A 21,136-nucleotide genomic window follows, 5' to 3' on the forward strand; every position below is an offset into this window, starting at 1 on the left:
CAGCTGAAATTTATTTAAGATGTTGATTTTAAATGGATGTGTGGTCTTCCGGCCTTGGGGAGGGGGCCGGCGACTACCGCCAATCTCTTTGTAGCGCCCGCTGCGGCAGCTTAGGGGCGCGCGCCGCGACCGGCGAGCGCACTACAAGGGGGTAAGGAGATGAAACGCAGCTATCTGGCGGTTGCCGCGGCGAGCATGGGCTTGGGCATGGGCGCTTGGGCGGAGGAGGCCGTCCCGCTGGAGCGGGTGACGGTGACCGGCTCCAATATCAAGCGCATCGGCAAGGAAAAGGCTTTGGCGGTGGAGGTGATCAAGAAAGAGGATATCGACAAGACCGGCGCGTCCACCGTGATCCAGTTGCTGGACCGGCTGCCGTCGGTGGGCAGCCTGCTGGCTGGTACCAACTCCAACAGCTTTGCCGCCGGCGCGGCCACCGCCGGCCTGCGCGGCATGAGCTCCAAGTACGTGCTGGTCTTGCTGAACGGCCGTCGCTTGCCCAATTACGCGATGTTCATCAGCGGCACCGACGCCTTTGTCGATCTGAACACCTTGCCGCTGTCGGTGATTGAGTCGGTGGAGATTCTGCGGGACGGCGCATCGGCCATTTACGGTTCCGACGCGGTGGCCGGCGTGATCAACTTCAAGACCCGGCGCAACTTCCGGGGCGCCGAGGCGGCGCTGCGCGGCGGCGGCAATCTGGATGGAGACGGCATCGAGCAGGGGCTGAATCTGAGCGGCGGCTTCGGGGATCTGGAACAGGATGGCCAGAACCTGCTGCTGTCTTTCGACGTTTACCACCGCGAGCCGGTGTTCAGCCGCAACCACGACGCCACTCGCAGCAACGATTACCGTTTTCAGGGCGGGCCGGATCTGCGCAGCGGCGCGCAATGGGGCTATTGGAACGACCGCACGCCCAACGCCGACAGAAGCAACGCGCTGGCCAAGCCCTTGCCCGGCTGCCCGCCGTGGCGGCTGACCACCCGGCCCAGCGGAGCCGCGCTGTGCGTGTCCGACGTGGATGAGATGGGCGCTCAGTTAGCGCCGCGCACCAGTCGTTATGGCTTGATGGCCCATTACACCCGGCGTTTGAGCGGCGACGCGGAGTTCTTCGCCGAACTGGGGCTGAACCGCACCGAGACGCCGCTGGACGGCGCTTATTCCTTTGTGCAGACCATTGTGTCGCCCAATTGGGCGATTTATCCGCGGGACGGCGGCCTGGCGTCGGTGTATCCAGACTTCAAACCCACCGACAATCTGCAAATCACCCGCAATCTGTCGGAGAACGGCCGGCGGCTCAACGAGATCACCAGCGACACGTATCGCGCGGTGCTGGGCGGACGCGCCTTGTGGCGCGACTGGGATCTGGAGAGCTCGCTGAACCTGGGTTTGAACAAGGTGGAGGCGAGGCAGAACAATGTGGTGTTGAACGACGCTTTCCTCGCCATGTTGCGGAACGGCGCCGACGGCGGGCCGCTCTATAACCCGTTTTCGCAGCAGAACGACGCCGCCGCGCTGCGGCCGTATCTGGCCACCATCGCCAACACGTCCTCGTCGCGTTTGTCGGCGTTTGAATTCAAGGCCAGCAATGATGAGTGGTTCAGGCTGCCGGCCGGCCCCGCCGGCTTCGCCGCCGGTCTGCAGTGGTCGCATGAATCGATAGACGCGCAGCCGGACCCGCTGCTGCAAACCGGCAAGATCATGAATTTCGCCGTCCAGCAAAGTCTGCGGGCCAGCCGCTCGGTGCTGTCCGCTTTCAGCGAAGTCAATTTGCCGGTGTTGAAGAATCTGGAGGTCCAGCTGGCGGTGCGCGCCGACCGCTACAACGATTTCGGCGACACCTTCAACCCCAAGCTGGCTTTTTCCTTCCGTCCCTGGGAGCCGGCGATGCTGCGCGGCTCCGTCACCACCGGTTTCAAGGCGCCGACGCTGCCTCAGCTGTACGCGTCGCGGCAGGCCTACACTTCGGTGTACGACTACGCGCAGTGCGCCGACCGCGGCATCGCCCGCGAACGCTGCGGCCTGGCCAGCAATCAGCTGCGCAGCGGCGGCAACCCGGGGCTGAATCCGGAGGAGTCGCGGAACTACGCGCTGGGCCTGGTGCTGCAGCCGACTCCGGCGCTGTCGGCCACCGTGGACTGGTACCGGATCGAGGTGTCCAACACCGTGCAGTCGCTGGACCCGCAATACGTGCTGGACAATCCGGACCGTTTTCCCGGCTTCGTGGTGCGCAAGCCCGCCGATCTTCCCGGCGTAAGGGGGGACATCGACTACATTTCCGCGCCGTACATGAATATCGGCAAGACCCGGACTTCCGGCGTCGACATCGATGTGCAGTACGACTGGTCGCTGGGCGCTTACGGCAAGCTCAAGTTCCGCAATGCGCAAAGCCGCATCTTCAGCTACCGGGAATCGCAGACCGAGACCGATCCGATGCTGGAGTACGCCGACTACGGCGCGCAGCCGCGCTGGAAAAACGTCTTTGAAGTGAGTTACAGCCGGGGCGGCTATTCTGTGGGGCTGACGGCGCGCAGCTACGCGTCTTTCAAGAACCTGTACTCCCAGCTGTACCGCAATGCTGGGGACGTGAAGGAGAGGGTGGGGTCCTACACCGCGCTGGATCTCAGTGTCGGCCTGAAGCCGAGCAAGGGCTTCAGCGTCAGCGGCGGCATACGCAATCTGGGCAACCGGATGCCCAGCTACGCCACCGGGGCCGGCTTCAGCGGCGGGGCGGCCGCTTACTCCGGCCCCGCCACCGATTTATGGGGGAGGATGTTGTACCTGTCCGGCCGTTACGTATTCTAGGAGGGCGCATAGGCCGCGGGCATGGCGGGGCGAGGCCGTCGGAGCGGGGTCAGCGCTGGTGCTGAGGCGTCAAGGTGGCGGGGGCGGGGCTGACCGCGTTGCGGCCGGAGCGCTTGGCGATGTAGAGCGCGCTGTCGGCGTCTTCGTAGAAGGTGCGGCCGTTGTCGTCCGTTTCCGGCACCCTGGCGGCGACGCCTATGCTGCAGGTGACTTTGCGCAAGGGGCTCTTCAAATGCGCCAGCTCCAGTTCTTCCAGTCGGGCGCGGAAGCCTTCCGCCGCGGCCACCGCCTGGTCCTGCCCGCATTCTTCCAGCAGCACGCCGAACTCTTCGCCGCCCAGCCGCGCCACGATGTGGCGACGGGGGCTGAAGTAGGCGTTCAGCTCTTGCGCCAGCCTTTGCAGGATCAGATCGCCGGCGTAATGGCCGTAGTGGTCGTTGTAGCCTTTGAAGTTGTCCACGTCCAGGATCAGCAGCGCCAGCGTCTTGCCGGCGGCGCGGTGCTTGTCCAGCGTCGGCGCCAGGATTTCGTCGAAGTGCCGGCGGTTGTAGAGCCCGGTGAGGCCGTCGGTATTGGCCTGCAGCAAAAGCTTGGATTGCCGCGACACGAAGCGGACGCTGCCGGCCAGCCACAGCAGGATGGCGGTGGTGACGCCGCTCCAGAACACCGAGGCCAGCGTCAGCAGCAGGACGCTGAGCACCAGCACGCCACAGGAGGCCAGCAGATAGGCCGGCAGAATGCCCTGGCGGTGCTTGTAGCGGCTGAGCAGCAGGTCCAGCAGCAAGATGGCCAGCGCGTTGATGACGGCTTTCCAGCCCAGCGGCAGCGGCACCGGCGTGTTGTCCTGTTGCAGCCCATGAAGCAGGAAGGCGTTGATTTCCACGCCGGGCATGCCGCGGTTGTTGGCCGACAGCGGCGTGGCGTGGATATCGCCCAGGCCGGTGGCGGTGGCGCCCACCAGTACGATCTTGCCGGCGAAGAAGGCGGGAGGCAGCTGATTGAGCGCGTCGATATAGGACACTTGCTGGAACGGCGGCGGGCCGGACAGATAGGGCACCATCACCGGGTCTTCGCGCAGCCAGCTGCCCGGCTTGCCGTGCGGCATCGCCATTTTCTGCTGTTCGGACTGGCGCTGGCCATTGGCCAGATCCAGCACCGCCTGCGCGAAATTGGGGTGGTGGGGCGAGCCCAGGCCCGCTTTCAGATAGACGCGGCGGATCACGCCGTCGCTGTCCAATTCGTAGTCGGTGTGCCCCAGGCCGGCGCTGGCGGCGGCGATGGCGGGCAGGGGCCGGGTCTCGGTCAGGCGGTTGTCCTGCATTTCCGGAAACACCGGACTGATGACTTTGCCGTTGCGGCGGATGGCGTCCGCCAGCGCCTGATCCGACTCCGGCATATTGTGCGAGGGTTCGGCCAACACGATGTCCAGGCCCACGGCCTTGGCTTGCGCCAGCTTGTCCACCAGCTGGGCGTGGAATTCGCGCGGCCAGGGCCAGCGGCCCAGCTCCGACAGGCTGCGCTCGTCCACCGCGACGACGACGATGTCGCTGGTCTGGTTATGGTTGGACTTGATCCGGATCAGCCCGTCGTACAGCCAGAAGTCCAGCCGCAGCAACAGGCCGGAGAGGGTCAGCAGAGCCGCCAGCAAGGCCAGCAAAAAAGGCAACAAGCGCAGAATCTTGTCGCGATAGTAAGTTAGCATGTTGCCATTCTAGGGAAGTTTTCCGGGAAGAGTGAGCATTTCTTGCTCTTCCGTCGCCAAGTAGCCGTGTTCTCCCTCGATCTTGACGCTTGCCTTGTATTGCCCGGCCGGCAAGGCTTCCAGCGCTTTCAGCTCCCATTGCGGCTTATCGCTGCTCAGCGAAAACGGCTGCGCGTTGGCGGCCTGGGCCGCGGTCAGCGTCAGGGTGTAGCGCGCGCGGGCGACGGGATAGGGGCGGGCCGCCAGCACCGGGGTGGTTTTGTCCAGGCGGCTGAGCCAGCCCTTGGTCTCCACTTTTTGCGCGGAGGAGAAAGGACCCGGCCGGCCTTGCGCGTCCAGCCGCGCCAGCCTCCAGTACCAGACGCCGGATTCCGGCAACTCGGTTTTGAACTCGGCCTCGGCCACGCTCTGTTCCAGCAGCGGCTGGGCGAAATCCGGCTGGCGCGAAATCTGCAGCCGCAGCGGGCGTTCCGCGCTGGCGTCCACCCGCAAGGTCAGGGATTTGCCGCGCAGCTGGACGCCGTCCGCATGGGTGAACAACAGCGGCGGCAGCGGGTAGGCTTGCAGCTTGAAACTGCGCGTGCTGTCGTAGCCTTCCAGGCCGGAGCGGTTCTTGGCGCGGACGTGCAGCACGTAGTCGCCGTTGCCCGGCAGGCGCGGATAGTAACGCGGCGCCTGCAACTGGCGCTCGGCCAGGCGCTTCTTGCCGCTCAAGGTCACGCGGTAGGAAGCGGCGCGTTCGTCACGCTGCCACTCCAGCGGCGGCGGGTTGAACTGGCTATTGTCCGCCACGGTGGACAGGTCCGGCGGCGGCGGCAGTTCTTCCGGCTTGCTTGGCCCGCTTTTACGGCTGGACAAGGTGCCGAAACCGGCGGGCACGTCCACCTTGCTGCGACGGCCCTTGACCTCCACGCTGCCTTTGAGCACTTCCGCCAAGGTGTCTTCGCCGCCGGCGGCGTTGACGCGGAATTCCGTGCCGCGCACGGTGGTGACCGCCGACGGGGTGCGGATCTCGTAGCGGCTGGGCATCAGGATGTTGGGAATCACCGAATTGCCGGTGCTGCCGTTGTTCAGCTTGATCTGGGACTGGATCGCCCCGGTGCTGGGGTAATAGACCTGGGTTTGCAGGCTCAGATCGGTATTGGCGTTGATCACCAGCGAGGAGCCGTCGACGAAGCGCAATTTGATCATGGCGTCGTTGCCGGTCGTGAAGCGGGTGCCTTTGGGGTATTTCTTGCCCACCGCCAGATCCAGCGGCTTGCCCTTGGCGTCGGCCGCGGCGGATTCGCCGGCCATGTCCTCCAGGGTGGCGTCGGATTGCGCCTGTCGGATCCAGGGGTAGGGGACCCGCAGGATGCTGCCGGGGATCAGCCGATAGGGGTTGGCGATGCGATTTCTGGCTTGCAGCTTCGGCACATAAGCGGGAGACGACAGATGCTCGGCCGCCAGCGACCACAGATTGTCGCCGTTTTTGACCGTATATTCCCAGATGGCCTTGTCGGCGGGATCGCCCGCCAGGGCCAGTGTGCTGGCGAAGCAGCCAGCCGCCAGGATTAAATTGCGCATAGTTGAATCTCTTTATATGGAATGCAGAAAGTCAACCAAAAGTATCACCGCAGCCCAGACGCATTGCAAGCTGATAAGCAATAGAATGGTAGTTGTTTGTCCTAAGTTGGGCGATATGCGAATGCTTGCTTGAAATATGCGACGCAAAATGCAAAAAAGCAGCCTAAAGGCTGCTTTTTTGCAATGCTTGGCGGAGTGGACGGGACTCGAACCCGCGACCCCCGGCGTGACAGGCCGGTATTCTAACCAACTGAACTACCACTCCAGCAAATGGTGGGCGGTACTGGACTCGAACCAGCGACCCCTGCCGTGTGAAGGCAGTGCTCTACCAACTGAGACTAACCGCCCGAAACTGTTGCTCCGTTTCCGGATACTGCTATGCAATGCTGTTGGCGGAGTGGACGGGACTCGAACCCGCGACCCCCGGCGTGACAGGCCGGTATTCTAACCAACTGAACTACCACTCCAACCGTAAAACTTTGGTGGGCGTTGACGGAGTCGAACCGCCGACATTCTGCTTGTAAGGCAGACGCTCTACCAACTGAGCTAAACGCCCGAATCCGGGTACTGCTTCAATACTGTTGGCGGAGTGGACGGGACTCGAACCCGCGACCCCCGGCGTGACAGGCCGGTATTCTAACCAACTGAACTACCACTCCAACCGAAACTTTGGTGGGCGTTGACGGAGTCGAACCGCCGACATTCTGCTTGTAAGGCAGACGCTCTACCAACTGAGCTAAACGCCCGAATCCGGGTACTGCTTTCAATGCTGTTGGCGGAGTGGACGGGACTCGAACCCGCGACCCCCGGCGTGACAGGCCGGTATTCTAACCAACTGAACTACCACTCCAACCGCAAAACTTTGGTGGGCGTTGACGGAGTCGAACCGCCGACATTCTGCTTGTAAGGCAGACGCTCTACCAACTGAGCTAAACGCCCGAATCCGGGTACTGCTTTAATGCTGTTGGCGGAGTGGACGGGACTCGAACCCGCGACCCCCGGCGTGACAGGCCGGTATTCTAACCAACTGAACTACCACTCCAACCGCAAAACTTTGGTGGGCGTTGACGGAGTCGAACCGCCGACATTCTGCTTGTAAGGCAGACGCTCTACCAACTGAGCTAAACGCCCGAATCCGGGTACTGCTTTAATGCTGTTGGCGGAGTGGACGGGACTCGAACCCGCGACCCCCGGCGTGACAGGCCGGTATTCTAACCAACTGAACTACCACTCCAACCGCAAAACTTTGGTGGGCGTTGACGGAGTCGAACCGCCGACATTCTGCTTGTAAGGCAGACGCTCTACCAACTGAGCTAAACGCCCTGAATCCTTTTCGCTGCTGCGTTTGCGTTTCAGCGAGGAGGCGAATTAAAACACAGGGTTTAAGCTTGCGCAAGTGGTCTACCCGCAAATTTTTGCAACCGGCGGCAATTTCGAATAAATGCTCCAAAATTTAATGTTTTTGTCAGACAGAAAGGTGACGCCGACTTTGCCGCTAAGGTATCATGCCGCCATTAGCTATTTATCGGATGACGTTACGAATGAAGCCGACCTTTCTCGATTTTGAGCAGCCTATTGCCGAGCTCGAGAACAAAATAGAAGAACTTCGCTATGTTCAGGACGATTCCGTGCTGGACATCTCCGAGGAGATCGCGCGCCTGCAGAAGAAGAGCCAGGACTTGACCAAGTCCCTCTACGCCAAGCTGACGCCGTCTCAAATCGCCTTGGTGGCGCGCCATCCGCAGCGCCCCTACGCGCTCGACTATATAGAGAGTATTTTCACCGACTTCGAAGAGCTGCACGGCGACCGCGCGTTTGCCGACGACGCCGCCATCGTGGGCGGTCTGGCCCGTTTCAACGGCCAGTCGGTGATGGTCATCGGCCAGCAGAAGGGCCGGGACACCAAGGAAAAGATCCGCCGCAATTTCGGCATGCCGCATCCGGAAGGCTATCGCAAGGCCCTGCGCCTGATGAAGCTGGCCGAGAAGTTCGGCATCCCGGTGGTCACCTTGGTGGACACCACCGGCGCTTGGCCCGGCATCGGCGCGGAAGAACGCGGCCAATCCGAGGCCATCGGCCGCAATCTCTATGAAATGACCCGTTTGCGCGTGCCCGTCATTGTGACGGTGATAGGCGAGGGCGGTTCCGGCGGCGCGCTGGCCATCGCGGTGGGCGATTGCGTCAACATGCTGCAATACGCCACCTACTCGGTGATTTCGCCGGAAGGCTGCGCCTCCATCTTGTGGAAGACCGCCGAGCGCGCGTCCGACGCCGCGGAAGCCTTGGGCATCACCGCGCCGCGCCTGAAGACGCTGGGCCTGATCGATCGCGTGGTCAACGAGCCGGTGGGCGGTGCGCATCGCGATCACGCTCAGATGATGGCGACGCTGAAGCGCGTGCTGCAGGAAGAGTTGAAAGACTTGACCGGCAAGCCGATCGACGAGTTGCTGAAAACCCGTTTCGACAGATTGATGAGTTATGGCCGCTTCAAGGAAGCCGCAGCCTGACCCGCTCGAATCTCTGTTAAGCCATTGGCCGGACGAATTGTCCGGCCAATGTGCTTTTGAGGTGGGCTTGAGCGGCGGCCTGGATTCGGTGGCGCTGCTGGCGCTGCTGTGCCGCGCGCGGGAGCGCCGTCCGGAGCTGGAGATCCGCGCGGTGCATGTGCACCACGGGCTGAGCCCGAACGCCGACGCCTGGGCCGAGCACTGTCGCGCCTTGTGCGCGTCGCTGGGCGCGTCTTTGCGGGTGGAGCGGGTAAAGCTGGTCCTGAGCGGCGGCGACAGTCTGGAAGCGGTGGCCCGCGAGGCGCGCTACCAGGCGTATCGGCGTTCCGCCGCCGGCGTGGTGGTTTTGGCGCATCATCTGGACGATCAGGCGGAAACCGTGCTGCTGCAATTGCTGCGCGGCGGCGGCGCGCGCGCTCTGGCGGCGATGCCGGCCTTGCGCAAGCTGGACGCGGACGGGCCCTGGCTGTGGCGGCCCTTGCTGGGTTTGCGCCGGCGGCAGCTGGAGGCGTTCGTTCAGGCGCAGGGCCTGAGCTGGGTTGAGGACGAGAGCAATCAGGACGAGCGCTGGCGGCGCAATCTGCTGCGTCAGCGGCTGCTGCCGCAGCTGGAGGCGGCGCTGCCGGATTATCGCCGGCATCTGACGCGATCGGCCGGCTTGCTGGCGGACGCCGCCGCGGTGCTGGACGAGGTGGCGGCGCAGGATCTGGCCGCTTGCCGGCGCGAAGGCGGCCTGGACCTGACTCGCTGGCGAGGCTTGTCCGCGGCCAGGCAACGCCAATGCCTGCTGGCCTGGCTGCGCGGCCTGGCCTGGCCGGCGCCGGAGCCGGACGCGTTGGCGGAGTTCCAGCGCCAGGCGCTGGAGGCCGGCGCCGCCAGCTGTCCGCGGCTGAGTCTGGCGCGGGGCCTGTTATACCGTTATCGCGACGGCCTGTTCGCCTTGCCGGCGCTGCCGGCGCCGGCGGCCGTGTCGCTGGGGGCGGTGGAGCCTGCGGCGGAACGCCTGGTGCAAGAGTGGGGCGGGACGCTGAGCTGGGAGTGGCGGCAAAGCGGCCTGCCGGCGGAGGCCTTGGCGCGAGGTTTGAACCTGCGGCCGCGCGAGGGCGGCGAGCGGCTGGCGGCCGGGGTGGGGCGCAAGCCGGTGAAGAACTTTCTGCAGGAGGCCGGCATCGCGCCGCCCTTGCGCGAGCGCTGGCCGCTGTTGTGCGACGCCGACGGGCGCGTGCTGGCGCTGCCCGGCGTGGCGGTGGACGCCGAACTGGCCTGCGGGCCGGGCTGGTGGCCGCTGTGGCGGCCGCTGTCGGCGGAGCCGCGCTGATGTGAAAAACGCCTGCCGATCCGGCAGGCGTTTTGCATTTGCAATCTGATGTCTCGCGATGCGCAGCGGACTTTGCGCAAATTCTCAGGCGGCGTTCAGCGGCAGGCTGACGATGCCCGCATCGTCCAGGCGCAGATAGCCGCCCTGGTTCCCGTGCCAGTCCTGGATCACCCAACGCTCGGAGGCGCCGTGTCGGTGGACCGCGGGGCGGTGGGTATGGCCGTGGATCAGCGTCGGCCAGTCGTGGGCGGCCAGCAGCGCCTCGACCGCGTCGGCGGCGACGTCCGAAATCTCGCTCAGGCCGTTCTGTTGTTTGCTCATCTCGCTTTGCTGGCGCGCCTGACGCGCGATCGCGTGGCGCTCCGCCAGCGGCCGCGCCAGCATCGCCTGCTGCCACTGCGGGTTGCGGCTGACGGCTCGAAACTGCTGATAGGCGGCGTCGCCGGTGCACAGCGCGTCGCCGTGGCTGAGCAGGCAGCGGCGGCCATGGGCCTCGATCAAGCTTGGATCGTCCAGCAGCCGCGCGCCGCTGCGCAGACAGAAGCCCTCGCCCAGCAGGAAATCGCGGTTGCCGTGCATCACGTACAGCGGCGTGGCGGCGGCGAAGGCGCGCATCGCGGCCAGCGGCGTTTCCAGGAACGGTGAATCGTCGTCGTCGCCCACCCAGTATTCGAACAGATCGCCCAGGATGTAGAGCGCGTCGATCCGGCCTTGCCAGGCTTGCAGCGTGTCCAGAAACAAACGGTTCAGCGCCGGAGTGTCGTCCGCCAGGTGCAGATCGGAAATGAAGTGAATGGCCATGTCGCGTGCGGATGAGTTGAAGCCCGGCCGGACGGCCGGGCTGGAAGCGCGCCGCGCGTCGCGCGGCGTCGGCGAATCAAATGATTTCGGCTTTCTCGATCACCACGGCTTCCGCCGGCACGTCCTGATGCGGGCCGCTGCGACCGGTGCGCACCGCCTTGATGCTGTCCACTACGTCCTGGCCTTCCACAACCTGGCCAAACACGGCGTAGCCCCAGCCTTGGGCGCTTTCCGATTTGAAATCCAGGAAGTCGTTGTCGGACACATTGATGAAGAACTGGGCGGAGGCCGAGTGCGGGTCCATGGTGCGGGCCATGGCCACGGTGTAGGCCTTGTTGGCCAGGCCGTTATTGGCTTCGTTCTCGATCGGCGCGTTGGTCGGCTTTTGCGACATATCGGCGGTGAAGCCGCCGCCCTGGATCATGAAGCCGTTGATTACGCGGTGGAAGATGGTGCCGTCGTAATGGCCGCTTTTTACGTACTCTTCAAAGTTGGCGGCGGTTTTCGGGGCCTTGTCGGCGAACAGTTCCAGCACGATGGCGCCGAAGTTGGTGGTCAGTTTGATCATGGTGTTTCCTTGATGACGGGCAGGCCGCGTGGGGCCTGCCGGTATGAAAGAGGTTGTAGAAAAGCTTAAGGCTTGATGGTGACTTTCTGGATCACGATGGGCTCGAACGGCACGTCGCCCATGCCGTTCATGCTGCCGGTGCGGGTCTTGGCGATGCGGTTGACCACGTCCATGCCGCGGGTCACTTTGCCGAACACCGCATAGCCGGCGCCCTGGGGCGTCGGGGATTTATAGTCGAGGAAGTCGTTGTTGGCCACATTGATGAAGAACTGGGCGGTGGCGGAATTCGGGTCCGCGGTGCGGGCCATGGCGATGGTGCCTATGCCGTTCTTCAGGCCGTTGCTCGCCTCGTTGGCGATGGCGGCGCGGGTGGGCTTCTGGTTCAGCTTGGTGTCGAAGCCGCCGCCCTGGATCATGAAGCCGTCGATCACGCGGTGGAACACGGTGCCGTTGTAGTGGCCGGCCTTGGCGTAGGCGACGAAGTTTTCCACGGTCTTGGGGGCTTTGGCCGAGTCCAGCGCAATCTCGATATTGCCCTTGTTCGTGGTCATTTCCACTGTCGGCGAGGCCAGGGCCACGGCGGGCAGCGCGCTCAACGCCAGCATGCTCAGCATTCGTTTCATGGTTGCTTTATTCAACAGGGTTATGAGGAGCCGCCAATATTAGCACAGCCTTTTGATTCAGCGCATGGCGCGGCCGTCTTATGCTTTTAGCCTAAGGCGGACTTCTTGTTTTTTTAAAAAATAGTATTTAGACTCCACCCCCTAAAAATTGTGTGATCGCTATCTATTTGGATGGCATATTTTCGCACGCAAGCTCGGTTTCCAATAACAAAGGCGGCAGCCGCCGCCGGGGTAGATATAAAAAAATGAAAGCATTCGCACCTTCCGCTGTTCGCCTCATTCCCGCGCTGGTGGCCGGCCTGTTGGCCGCCGCGCCGCTGGCTCAGGCCGCCGGCTTCCAATTGTCCGAGCAAAGCGTGGCCGGCCTGGGCCGCGCCCACGCCGGCGCCGGCTTGGTGGGCGACGACCTGTCCGCCGTCTTCTACAACCCGGCCGGCATGACCTTGATTGAAGGCACCCAGGTGCAGGGCGGCTTCACCTACGCCGAAATCGACGCGCCGTTCGAAGGCAAGGGCGGTTTCCCGGCCGCGCGCCAGGGCAGCGACAACGGCCGCGCCAAGGCCGAATTCATCCCCAACGCCTATCTGGTGCATCAGTTGAGCGAACGCGCCCGCCTGGGTCTGGGCATCACCGTGCCTTTCGGCCTCGGCGCCAGCTATGACGACAACTGGGTGGGCCGCAACCACGGCATTTCCAGTTCCATCATGACCGTGGACTTCAACCCGTCCTTCGCCTACAAGCTGGACGACAAGTGGAGCTTCGGCGCCGGCGTGTCGGCGCAGTACGCCAAGGCCGATCTGAAGCAGGGCGCGTTTTTCCAAGGCGCCACCGGCGAGATCGACGCCGACAGCTGGGCCTACGGCTACAATCTGGGCCTGATGTACGCGTTCAACCAGGACAACCGCGTTGGCCTGTCCTATCGCTCCAAACTGAACCACAAGGCGCGCGGCGACTACAAGGCTAGCGGCTTCAACCAATCCACGCTGCCGGGCACCTCGATTCCGCTGCCGCAGAAATTCCATATCGACGGCACTTATGCCGGCGGCGCCGACGTCACCACGCCGGAATCGCTGCTGCTGTCCGGCTTCAGCCGTCTGAACAGCAAGTGGGCGCTGAGCGCCACCGCGCGCTGGACCAACTGGAGCCGCTTCGATCAGCTGGTGATCAAGGGCAATCCGCTGGCCGACACCGTGATCAATAATCACTGGAAAGCCAGCTGGCTGTTCTCGGTGGGCGCCGACTACAACTTCAACGAGCAACTGACGCTGCGCAGCGGCGTGGGCTATGAAACCAGCCCGGTGCGCAACGCCAGCTACCGCAACCCGCTGATTCCGGACACCGACCGCGTCTGGTTGAGCCTAGGCGCCAGCTACAAGGCCAGCAAGCAGCTGACCGTGGACGCCGGCTACACCTATCTGATGGGCGTGGGCGACCGCGACATCAACCATACCGCTCCGAGCCCGCTGGGCAACGGCGACACGCTGCAAGGTTCTTACAGCTCCATCCGCGGCCACTTGCTGGGCGTGCAGATGCAGTACAAGTTCTGATTCAGGCAAGCCTGACCGTCCCGCCGCCGCCGGCTTCGCCCGCGGCGGTTTTTTCATATCCGGGGATGCGGTTTGTCCGGCGGCAGGCTAGAGTAGGGCGCTGTGTTTCTCTGAGCGTCCATTCCCATGTCCGTTGCCCCCTCCCCATGGCTGCGGCTGAGCCCGCTGGCCGGCCTGTTGCCCTATCTGCGCCCGTACCGGCTGCGCGCCTGGCTGGCCTTGCTGGCCCTGATCGTGGCCGCCGCCGCCACTCTGTTGCTGCCGGTGGCGTTTCGCTTTCTGATCGACCATGGTTTCAGCCAGCGCGCGGCGGCGGACATCAACCGCTATTTCCTCGGCCTGTTCGGCGTGGCGGCGGTGCTGGCCCTGGCCACCGCGCTGCGTTTTTATTGCGTGTCCTGGCTGGGCGAACGCGTCACCGCCGACATCCGCCGCGCGGTGTATCAGCATGTGATCCGGGTCAGCCCGGAATACTTTGAAGTCACCCAGACCGGCGAGGTGCTGTCCCGGCTGACCACCGACACCACCCTGGTGCAGACCGTGATCGGCACCAGCCTGTCCATGGGGCTGCGCAATGCGCTGCTGATGCTGGGCGGCCTGGCCATGCTGATGGCCACCAGCCCCAGTCTGACCGCCTACATCCTGGTGACGCTGTTGCTGGTGGTCTTGCCCATCGTGGTTTTCGGCCGCCGGGTGCGGACCTTGTCCCGTTCCAGCCAGGATCGCATCGCGGATTCCAGCGCCATCGCCGGCGAAACCCTGAACGCCATTCCCACGGTGCAGGCCTTCAATCAGCAGGCGCGGGAGAGCCGGCGCTTCGGCGCTTCGGTGGAGACGGGTTTCGACGCCGCGCTGGCGCGCATCCGCGCGCGCTCCTGGTTGACGGTGGCGGTGATCCTGCTGATCTTCGGGGCCATTGTCTTCGTCTTGTGGCTGGGCGCGCACGCGGTGCTGGAGGGCGCGATGAGCGCCGGCCAGCTGGGCCAGTTCATCCTGTACGCGGTGGTGACCGCCGGCGCCATCGGCGCGCTGGCGGAGGTGTGGGGCGATGTACAGCGCGCGGCCGGCGCCACCGAGCGTCTGATGGAGCTGCTGTCCCTGCGCTCGCCGGTGACGGAGCCGGCCGCGCCGCGCGCCTTGCCGGCCGGGCCCGCCGGCCTGGCGTTGCGCGACGTCGATTTCGCCTATCCGTCCCGCCCCGGCCAGCCCTCGCTCAGCGGCATCCGGCTCAGCGTGCGCCCCGGCGAGCACGTGGCGCTGGTGGGGCCGTCCGGCGCCGGCAAGTCCACCTTGTTCCAGCTCTTGCTGCGTTTTTACGATCCGCAGCAAGGCCAATTGCTATTGGGCGGCGTGGACGTGCGCGAGCTGTCCTTCGCCGATTTGCGCGGCCATGTGGGCGTGGTCTTGCAGGATTCGGTGATCTTCGGCGCCAGCGCGCTGGAGAACATCCGCTACGGCAAACCCGAGGCCAGCGACGAGGAGGTGCGGGCCGCGGCCCGCGCCGCCGCCGCCGACGGCTTCATCGAGAAGTTGCCGCAGGGCTACGACACCTATCTGGGCGAACGCGGCGTGCGTCTGTCCGGCGGCCAGCGCCAACGCATCGCCATCGCCCGCGCCATCCTGAAGAACCCGCCTTTGCTGCTGCTGGACGAAGCCACCAGCGCGCTGGACGCGGAGTCGGAACAACTGGTGCAGCAGGCGCTGGAGCGCGCCGCGCAAAACCGCACCACCCTGGTGATCGCCCACCGGCTGGCCACGGTCAAGCAGGCAGACCGCATCGTGGTGCTGGACCAGGGCCGCATCGTGGCCGAAGGCAGTCACCAGAGCCTGTTGGCCGACTCGCCCTTGTACGCGCGGCTGGCGGCCTTGCAGTTCGCCGCCGGCGGGGAGGGTTGAGGCAGCGTCCGCTTAAGCATAATGAATAGTCTATGCTCCATGGATGAACGGCCGCCGCGCGGCGCCGAGACCCGAGATGGAGCGAAGACATGAAACTGGCTGTCCGTTTGGGGGGCGTGGTGTTGTGCGCCGGGCTGGGCCTGTGCGTGGTGGCCGGATTCGCCTTGCACACCTTGCGTTCCACCCTGCTGGAGGACCGCAAGGCGCAGATCGGCAGCCTGGTGCACCTGGCGGGCCAGCAGGTGGCGATGTACCAGAAGCAGGAGCAAAGCGGCAAGCTCAAGCGCGAGGAGGCGCAGCGGCGCGCGGTCGAAGCGATGTCCGGACTGCGCGACAAGGGCAACTACGTGTTCGCGCGCGACGCGTCGGACCTGGTGCTGGTGCACCCGGACCGGCGCAAGCTGGGCAAGCGGGACACCGGCGGCAAGCTGCCGGACGGCCGCACCCTGGTGCAGGCCTACCGCGACGCGCTGTCGAACGGCGATTTCGGCTTTGCGCTGGTGCGCACCAAGCGGCCCAACGGCAACGAGGTGCTGCCCAAACTCAATGCGGTGATGCGGATACCGGACTGGAACTGGACCATAGGCACAGGCGTGTTCATGGACGATGTGGAAAGCCAGTTCAACGGCCTGGCGCTCAAGCTCTCCGGCATCGGCCTGGCGGTGTTGGCGGTGGTGACGCTGCTGGCCTGGCGCGTGGCCGCGTCCATTTTCCGCTTGATCGGGGGCGAGGCGGAGGCGGCCGCGGCGACGGCGCGGGCGATGGCGGCCGGCGATCTGAGCCAGACATTGGAGCGCGCGCCGAGCGAGGGCAGCCTGATGGACGCCTTCGCCGGCATGCAGCGCAGCTTGCGCCAGCTGATCGAACGTTTGCAGGACGGTTCCGCCCAGCTGGAGCGTTCGGTGGGCGGTTTGTCCGGACGCATGCAGCAGATTCACGGCCAGGTGGAGCAATCGGCGGCGGCCAGCGCCGGCGCCGCGGAAACCACCGCCGGCATGCTGGACGGCGTGGCCGAGGTGTCGCGCCGCAGCGCGGAGAGCGAGTCGGACTCCGCCAACGCCTGCGCGCTGGCGGACGAGGGCGAAGGCCTGGTGCGCCGCGCGGCCGAGGAGATCCAGGCGGTGTCCGGCCAGGTGGCGGCGGCCTCCGGCTGCATAGGCGAACTGGCCGAGCGCTGCCGCGCGATCGACGTCACCGCCGCGGTGATCAAGGACATCGCCGACCAGACCAATCTCTTGGCGCTGAACGCGGCGATTGAAGCCGCGCGCGCCGGCGAGCTGGGCCGCGGCTTCGCGGTGGTGGCGGACGAGGTGCGCAAGCTGGCCGACCGCAGCGGCGAGGCCACGCGCCAGATCGCCGCCACCATCCAGGCGATTCAGGCGGACACCGATTCCGTGGTGGCCAGCATGGGCGAGGTGGGGCCGCGGGTGGACAGCGGCGTGGCCATGGCCCGGCAGGCCGCGGACGCTTTGCAGCGCATCCGCGGCGGCGCGCAGTCCGCGCGCGACAATATCCGCGCGGTGGCCGGCGCCGCCGCGGCGCAGGCCGAGGCCAACCGCGAGGTGGCCGGCAATATGGAGCAGGTGGCCGGCCTGGCCGGACAGACCCGCGCCACCGCCCTGGCGGCCGAGGCCGAGGTGGAAGCGCTGGAGACGCTGGCCGCCGGGCTGCGGCAGGCGGCGGCCAGCTTCAGGCTGTGAGGCGGGCGGTGGTACACTGCCGGCCTCGCGATCAAATCAAAAGGATGGCCATCTTGTCTGCCCACGTTCCGGAAGCCCAAGCCGCGCTCGACCCCACGCCGCTGCTGGCGCAATTATTGGCCGCCCACGGCCTGCCCTGCCAGGAGGCCAAGGGCTGGCTGCTGCCGCAGGGCCAACTGCCGGCCATAGGCGCTCACTGGACGCCGGGCGAGAACAACGGCCGGCTGGACATCCACGTGCTGTTGGAAAACGACATCCGCTTGATGGAAAGCTTCGCCGGCCTGGGCGCGGGCCGGGAAGGGCTGAACGACGCGCTGGAAAATTTCAGCGCCAATGTGCTGCATGTGTTGCTGGCCGGCCTGTGGGGCGTCCGCGACGAAGCGCAAGTCACCGAACGGCGCTGGGAAATCGCCGGCCGCGACTATATGGCCTATATCGGCAATTTCGGCCTGCGCGGCGGCGCCGATCGGCTGGAGCAAGCCTTGTTCGAGGCGCTGTTCCGCCAAGCCACCGCCGCGCTGCGCGCGGAAACGCTGTCCGGCGACGCGCATTGGACCCGGCTGTTCTTCTGCAATCTGAACGGCGAGTTCGTCTCCGAGGCGCTGCTGGACAATCAACGCTGGGAAGCGGGCCTGAGCCTGTTGGACGCGCTGCCGTGGCCGGCGGCGCAGGGCTATTACAGCCTGCGCCATTTCATGCTGCTGCGCGCGGTGTGAGAACCTGTTTACGATCTGCTGCGCGTCGTGAAGCCCTGCACGGTGAGTACCCGCTCAAAATGCTCATGGACCACGAGTACATTCCGCTTTTTCGCTCGTTTTCGCCTTGTCTCGCCCTAGCTCGCGAGATCGTAAACAGCTTCTGAGGCGGCCGCGCTGGTGCTCGCGAGACCGTAAGCCGGTCCTTCAGGCGCGGTAGCCGTCCGGGTCTATGCCGTGCTTGGCGAACTTGTTGTACAGCGTCTTGCGCGGAATGCCCAGCAGCTCCGCCGCCTGCATCACCTGGCCCTGGGTGCGCAGCAGCGCCTGCTCGATCAATTGCTTCTCGTAGGCGTCCACCCTCGCGTCCAGCGCGCTGGGCGCGTAGGCCGCGGCTTCGCCGTCGTCCGGCGCCACGCCCAGCACATAGCGCTCCGCCGCGTTGCGCAGCTCGCGCACATTGCCCGGCCAGGTCTGCGCCTGCAGGCGGCCCAATAGCGCCGGCGGCGTGTCCGGCGCCGGGCGGTCGAAGCGCGCCGCCGCTTGCTCCACGAACCATTGGAACAAGTCCGGGATGTCCTCGCGCCGTTCGCGCAGCGGCGGCAGCCGCAGCGACACCACATTGAGCCGGTAATACAAGTCTTCGCGGAAGCGCCGCTCCCGGCTGGCCAGGGCCAGATCGTCCTTGGTGGCGGCCACCACCCGGCAGTCCACCGGGATCAGGCTGTTGGAGCCCAGTCTTTCCACCACCCGCTGTTGCAACACCCGCAGGAGCTTGGCCTGCAAGGCCAGCGGCATGCCTTCGATTTCGTCGAGGAAGAGGGTGCCGCCGCTGGCGTACTCTATCTTGCCGATGCGGCGCTTGAGCGCGCCGGTGAAGGCGCCGGCCTCGTGGCCGAAAATTTCGCTCTCGAAAATGGATTCCGGCAGGCCGGCGCAGTTCAGCGGCACGAAATGACGCTCGCGGCGACGGCTCCAGGCGTGCAGCGCCTGCGCCACCATTTCCTTGCCGGTGCCGGTTTCGCCGTGGATCAGCACGTCGGCGTCGGTGTCGGCGACATTGGCCAGCGTCTCGCGCAGCGCCTGCATGGCCGGGCTATGGCCGATCAGCACCGGTCCGTTGCTGCGCGCCAGGCTGGCGCGCAGTTCGCGGTTTTCCAGCGTCAGCCGGCGCTTGTCCAGCGCGCGTTGCACCGTTTCGATCAGCCGGCCCGGCGCATAGGGCTTTTCGATGAAGTCGTAGGCGCCGGCGCGGGTGGCCGCCACCGCCATCGCGATGTCGCCGTGGCCGGTGACCAGGATCACCGGCAGCTCCCGGTCCTGGTTCAGCGCCTGTTCCATCAGCTCCAGGCCGCTGAGGCCGGGCAGGCGCACATCGCTGAGCAGGACGGCGCGCTCGTCGCGCCTCAGCGCGGTCAGCGCGCTTTCGGCGTCGGCGTAGGCCTGCACCGGCAGGCCGGCCAATTCCAGCGATTGCAGCGTGGCCATGCGCACGGCCGGGTCGTCTTCAACGTAGATCACGCCCGCGCGGACGTTGGGGGAGGGTTTCATGAGGCGGACTCGCAAGGCCAGTTGATGATGAAGCGGGCGCCGCCGTCCGGGTGGTTGCAGGCTTCGATGCGGCCGCCGGACTGTTCGACGATTTCCTGCACGATGGCCAGCCCCAGGCCCAGGCCCTGGCCGCGCGGCTTGGTGCTGTAAAAGGGCTCGAACAGATGCGGCAGATCGGCGTCGGCGATGCCGGGGCCGTGGTCGCGCAGGCGGAATTCCAGCATGCCCGCCTTGTGCAGCAGGCTGATCTCCAGCCGGCCTCGCCCTTGCGGCCGCATCGCGTCTATGGCGTTGCCCAGCAGATTGGTGAACACCTGCTCCAGGCCGATGGCGTCGCAAGCGATGTCGGGACAGCGCGGCGGCAGGTCCAGCTCCAACTCCACCCGGGCCTCGCGCAGCGCCGGCTGCAGCAAGGTCAGCGTGTCGCGCAGCGCGGCGAGCGGATTGGTCTGGCCCAGCGGGCCGCGGTGGCGGCGGGCGAAGGTTTTCAGGTCCCGGGTGATGTGGGCGATGCGCTCCACCAACTGGGAAATCTGGCCCAGATTGTCGCTGGCGTCGTCCGGGCGGCCGCGCTGCAACAGGGTCACCGCGTTGTCGGCGAAGGCGCGCAGCGCCGCCAGCGGCTGGTTGATTTCATGGGCGACCCCGGCCGCCATCTGGCCCAGCGCCGCCAGCTTGCTGGCCTCGGCCAATTGGCCGCGGGTGATGCGCAGGCTGTTTTCCGTCTGGATGCGCTCGCGGATTTCCGCCGACAGCTGGGTGTTGCTCAGCGCCAGATCGCGGGTGCGTTCCGCCACTTTGCGCTCCAGCTGGTCGTGGGCCTGCTGCAAAGCCTGTTGCGCCGCCAGTTGCTCCCGCAGCCGGCTCAGCCGCAGCCGCCGGTAGTGCCACAGCGTCAGCAGGCCCAGGCCGCTGGCCAGCAGCGTGCTCATGATGGCCAGCAAGGTGAGGTTGCGGCCGTGCATGTCCACCAGCAAGGTCAGCGTCCAGCCGGTTTGCGGCAGGGTCTGGCGGATTTGCAGATAGCGGCCGGCCAGCAGCTTGCGCTCGCTGTCCGGCGCCAGCCAGGCCTGTTCGCGCCAACCCGCGTGCGGTTGCAGCAGCGCGAAGGGATGCAGTTTGGCGCCCAGGTATTGGCGGGTGGCGTCGATCTGGCGGCGCACCGCCGGCGGCAGCGGCTGCCAGGTGGCGAACTTCCAGTCCGGGTTGGCGCTGAGAAAGGCCACGCCGTGGCGGTCGCTGACCAAGACCGGCTCCGCGCCCTTGCGCCAGGCTTCCTCCAGCGGCGCCAGGCTGACCTTGACCACCGCCACGCCCACGACGCGGCGGCCGGACAAGACCGGCCAGGACAGGAAATAGCCCGGCTCGCGGCTGGTGCTGCCTATGCCGTAAAAGCTGCCGGACCGGCCGGCCAGCGCCTGCTGAAAATAGGGACGGAAGGCGTAGCTGTTGCCGACGAAGCTGTACGGCGACATCCAGTTGCTGGACGCCAGCGCGATGCCGTCCACGTTGACGATGAAGAGCGCCGAGGTGCGCGACTGCCGGTTCACCTGTTCCAGATAGCGGTTCAACGCCTCCACCCGCCGCGGATTGCGCGGGTCCGCCAGCAGGTTGAGGATGTCCTGGTTCAGCGCCAGCACATAGGGCAGGTAGCGGTATTGCTCCAGCGTGGCGCCGAGGTTGGCGGCGTGCATCTCCGCCCGATGCCGGCCCTCGCGCTCCGCTTCGGTCAGCAGCATGCGGCTGGCCAACACCCAGCCGCCGCCCAGCGCCAAGGCCAGCAAGAAGAGGGAGGGCAGGCTTTTCAGCAGGAAACGCAACGCGCGTGCGAGCATGGCGGCGGATCGGAAATCGGCGATG

14 protein-coding genes and 12 tRNA genes are annotated in these 21,136 nt (G+C 65.7%); 7 read left to right on the plus strand and 19 right to left on the minus strand.

The window, feature by feature from the left end; translation table 11 throughout:
* Positions 1–159: 159 nt before the first annotated feature.
* Complete coding sequence (locus tag JC616_RS08215; protein WP_227107690.1) at positions 160–2,802, plus strand: TonB-dependent receptor plug domain-containing protein; 2,643 nt, start codon at positions 160–162, stop codon at positions 2,800–2,802.
* 49 nt (positions 2,803–2,851) lie between these two features.
* Here JC616_RS08215 and JC616_RS08220 read toward each other — a convergent pair whose 3' ends face one another.
* The 14 genes from JC616_RS08220 to JC616_RS08285 form a co-directional block, all read right to left on the minus strand.
* Positions 2,852–4,504: a CHASE2 domain-containing protein gene (locus JC616_RS08220; RefSeq protein WP_107799690.1), complete on the minus strand. Its 1,653-nt coding sequence runs from the start codon at positions 4,502–4,504 to the stop codon at positions 2,852–2,854.
* Positions 4,505–4,513: 9 nt separating this feature from the next.
* Entirely contained in the window at positions 4,514–6,070 is a 1,557-nt protein-coding gene (locus tag JC616_RS08225; RefSeq protein ID WP_227107692.1) for a FecR family protein, read from the minus strand.
* Positions 6,071–6,258: 188 nt separating this feature from the next.
* Positions 6,259–6,335, minus strand: a tRNA-Asp gene (locus JC616_RS08230).
* Between the two features lie 6 nt (positions 6,336–6,341).
* Positions 6,342–6,418, minus strand: a tRNA-Val gene (locus tag JC616_RS08235).
* 42 nt (positions 6,419–6,460) lie between these two features.
* Positions 6,461–6,537 (minus strand) — tRNA-Asp (locus JC616_RS08240).
* A 13-nt stretch (positions 6,538–6,550) separates the two neighbouring features.
* Positions 6,551–6,626 (minus strand) — tRNA-Val (locus JC616_RS08245).
* 26 nt (positions 6,627–6,652) lie between these two features.
* Positions 6,653–6,729: transfer RNA gene (locus tag JC616_RS08250), tRNA-Asp, on the minus strand.
* Between the two features lie 11 nt (positions 6,730–6,740).
* Positions 6,741–6,816, minus strand: a tRNA-Val gene (locus JC616_RS08255).
* A 27-nt stretch (positions 6,817–6,843) separates the two neighbouring features.
* Positions 6,844–6,920, minus strand: a tRNA-Asp gene (locus JC616_RS08260).
* Positions 6,921–6,933: 13 nt separating this feature from the next.
* A tRNA-Val gene (locus JC616_RS08265) sits at positions 6,934–7,009 on the minus strand.
* A 26-nt stretch (positions 7,010–7,035) separates the two neighbouring features.
* Positions 7,036–7,112: transfer RNA gene (locus JC616_RS08270), tRNA-Asp, on the minus strand.
* A 13-nt stretch (positions 7,113–7,125) separates the two neighbouring features.
* Positions 7,126–7,201 (minus strand) — tRNA-Val (locus JC616_RS08275).
* Positions 7,202–7,227: 26 nt separating this feature from the next.
* Positions 7,228–7,304: transfer RNA gene (locus tag JC616_RS08280), tRNA-Asp, on the minus strand.
* Positions 7,305–7,317: 13 nt separating this feature from the next.
* A tRNA-Val gene (locus JC616_RS08285) sits at positions 7,318–7,393 on the minus strand.
* 218 nt (positions 7,394–7,611) lie between these two features.
* Between JC616_RS08285 and JC616_RS08290 the strand changes: the two genes are divergently transcribed.
* Both JC616_RS08290 and tilS read left to right on the plus strand, forming a co-directional pair.
* Complete coding sequence (locus JC616_RS08290) at positions 7,612–8,577, plus strand: acetyl-CoA carboxylase carboxyltransferase subunit alpha (RefSeq protein ID WP_107798665.1); 966 nt, start codon at positions 7,612–7,614, stop codon at positions 8,575–8,577.
* Between the two features lie 61 nt (positions 8,578–8,638).
* On the plus strand, positions 8,639–9,895 hold the full coding sequence (gene tilS, locus JC616_RS08295; protein WP_253315520.1) for a tRNA lysidine(34) synthetase TilS: 1,257 nt from the start codon (positions 8,639–8,641) through the stop codon (positions 9,893–9,895).
* Between the two features lie 84 nt (positions 9,896–9,979).
* On the opposite strand, the gene JC616_RS08300 is transcribed toward tilS, so the two are convergent.
* The 3 genes from JC616_RS08300 to JC616_RS08310 all read right to left on the minus strand — a co-directional run bounded on the left by JC616_RS08300 (position 9,980) and on the right by JC616_RS08310 (position 11,887).
* Positions 9,980–10,696, minus strand: coding sequence for a UDP-2,3-diacylglucosamine diphosphatase (locus JC616_RS08300; protein ID WP_227107698.1), 717 nt, complete (start codon positions 10,694–10,696; stop codon positions 9,980–9,982).
* Between the two features lie 76 nt (positions 10,697–10,772).
* On the minus strand, positions 10,773–11,264 hold the full coding sequence (locus JC616_RS08305) for a peptidylprolyl isomerase (RefSeq protein ID WP_107798668.1): 492 nt from the start codon (positions 11,262–11,264) through the stop codon (positions 10,773–10,775).
* A gap of 65 nt (positions 11,265–11,329) precedes the next feature.
* Positions 11,330–11,887: a peptidylprolyl isomerase gene (locus JC616_RS08310; protein WP_227107700.1), complete on the minus strand. Its 558-nt coding sequence runs from the start codon at positions 11,885–11,887 to the stop codon at positions 11,330–11,332.
* A 245-nt stretch (positions 11,888–12,132) separates the two neighbouring features.
* Between JC616_RS08310 and JC616_RS08315 the strand changes: the two genes are divergently transcribed.
* The 4 genes from JC616_RS08315 to JC616_RS08330 all read left to right on the plus strand — a co-directional run bounded on the left by JC616_RS08315 (position 12,133) and on the right by JC616_RS08330 (position 17,746).
* The gene (locus JC616_RS08315; protein ID WP_227107702.1) at positions 12,133–13,434 is read left to right on the plus strand and encodes an OmpP1/FadL family transporter; all 1,302 of its coding nucleotides are present in this window, start codon (positions 12,133–12,135) and stop codon (positions 13,432–13,434) included.
* A 126-nt stretch (positions 13,435–13,560) separates the two neighbouring features.
* The gene (locus JC616_RS08320; RefSeq protein ID WP_107798671.1) at positions 13,561–15,330 is read left to right on the plus strand and encodes an ABC transporter transmembrane domain-containing protein; all 1,770 of its coding nucleotides are present in this window, start codon (positions 13,561–13,563) and stop codon (positions 15,328–15,330) included.
* Between the two features lie 89 nt (positions 15,331–15,419).
* Positions 15,420–17,030 (plus strand): methyl-accepting chemotaxis protein, encoded by a 1,611-nt coding sequence (locus JC616_RS08325; RefSeq protein ID WP_107798672.1) that lies wholly within the window; start codon positions 15,420–15,422, stop codon positions 17,028–17,030.
* Positions 17,031–17,083: 53 nt separating this feature from the next.
* Positions 17,084–17,746 carry a DUF6348 family protein gene (locus JC616_RS08330; protein WP_227107704.1) on the plus strand — a complete coding sequence of 221 codons (663 nt, stop codon included), beginning with the start codon at positions 17,084–17,086 and terminating at the stop codon, positions 17,744–17,746.
* Positions 17,747–17,932: 186 nt separating this feature from the next.
* On the opposite strand, the gene JC616_RS08335 is transcribed toward JC616_RS08330, so the two are convergent.
* Both JC616_RS08335 and JC616_RS08340 read right to left on the minus strand, forming a co-directional pair.
* Positions 17,933–19,276, minus strand: a complete 1,344-nt coding sequence (locus JC616_RS08335; protein WP_227107706.1) for a sigma-54-dependent transcriptional regulator — start codon at positions 19,274–19,276, stop codon at positions 17,933–17,935.
* Positions 19,273–21,111, minus strand: a complete 1,839-nt coding sequence (locus JC616_RS08340; RefSeq protein ID WP_227107707.1) for an ATP-binding protein — start codon at positions 21,109–21,111, stop codon at positions 19,273–19,275. Before JC616_RS08340 ends, JC616_RS08335 begins: the two co-directional genes overlap by 4 nt.
* Between the last annotated feature and the right edge of the window lie 25 nt (positions 21,112–21,136).

This window comes from Chromobacterium rhizoryzae, assembly GCF_020544465.1.
Taxonomy (GTDB): Bacteria; Pseudomonadota; Gammaproteobacteria; order Burkholderiales; family Chromobacteriaceae; genus Chromobacterium.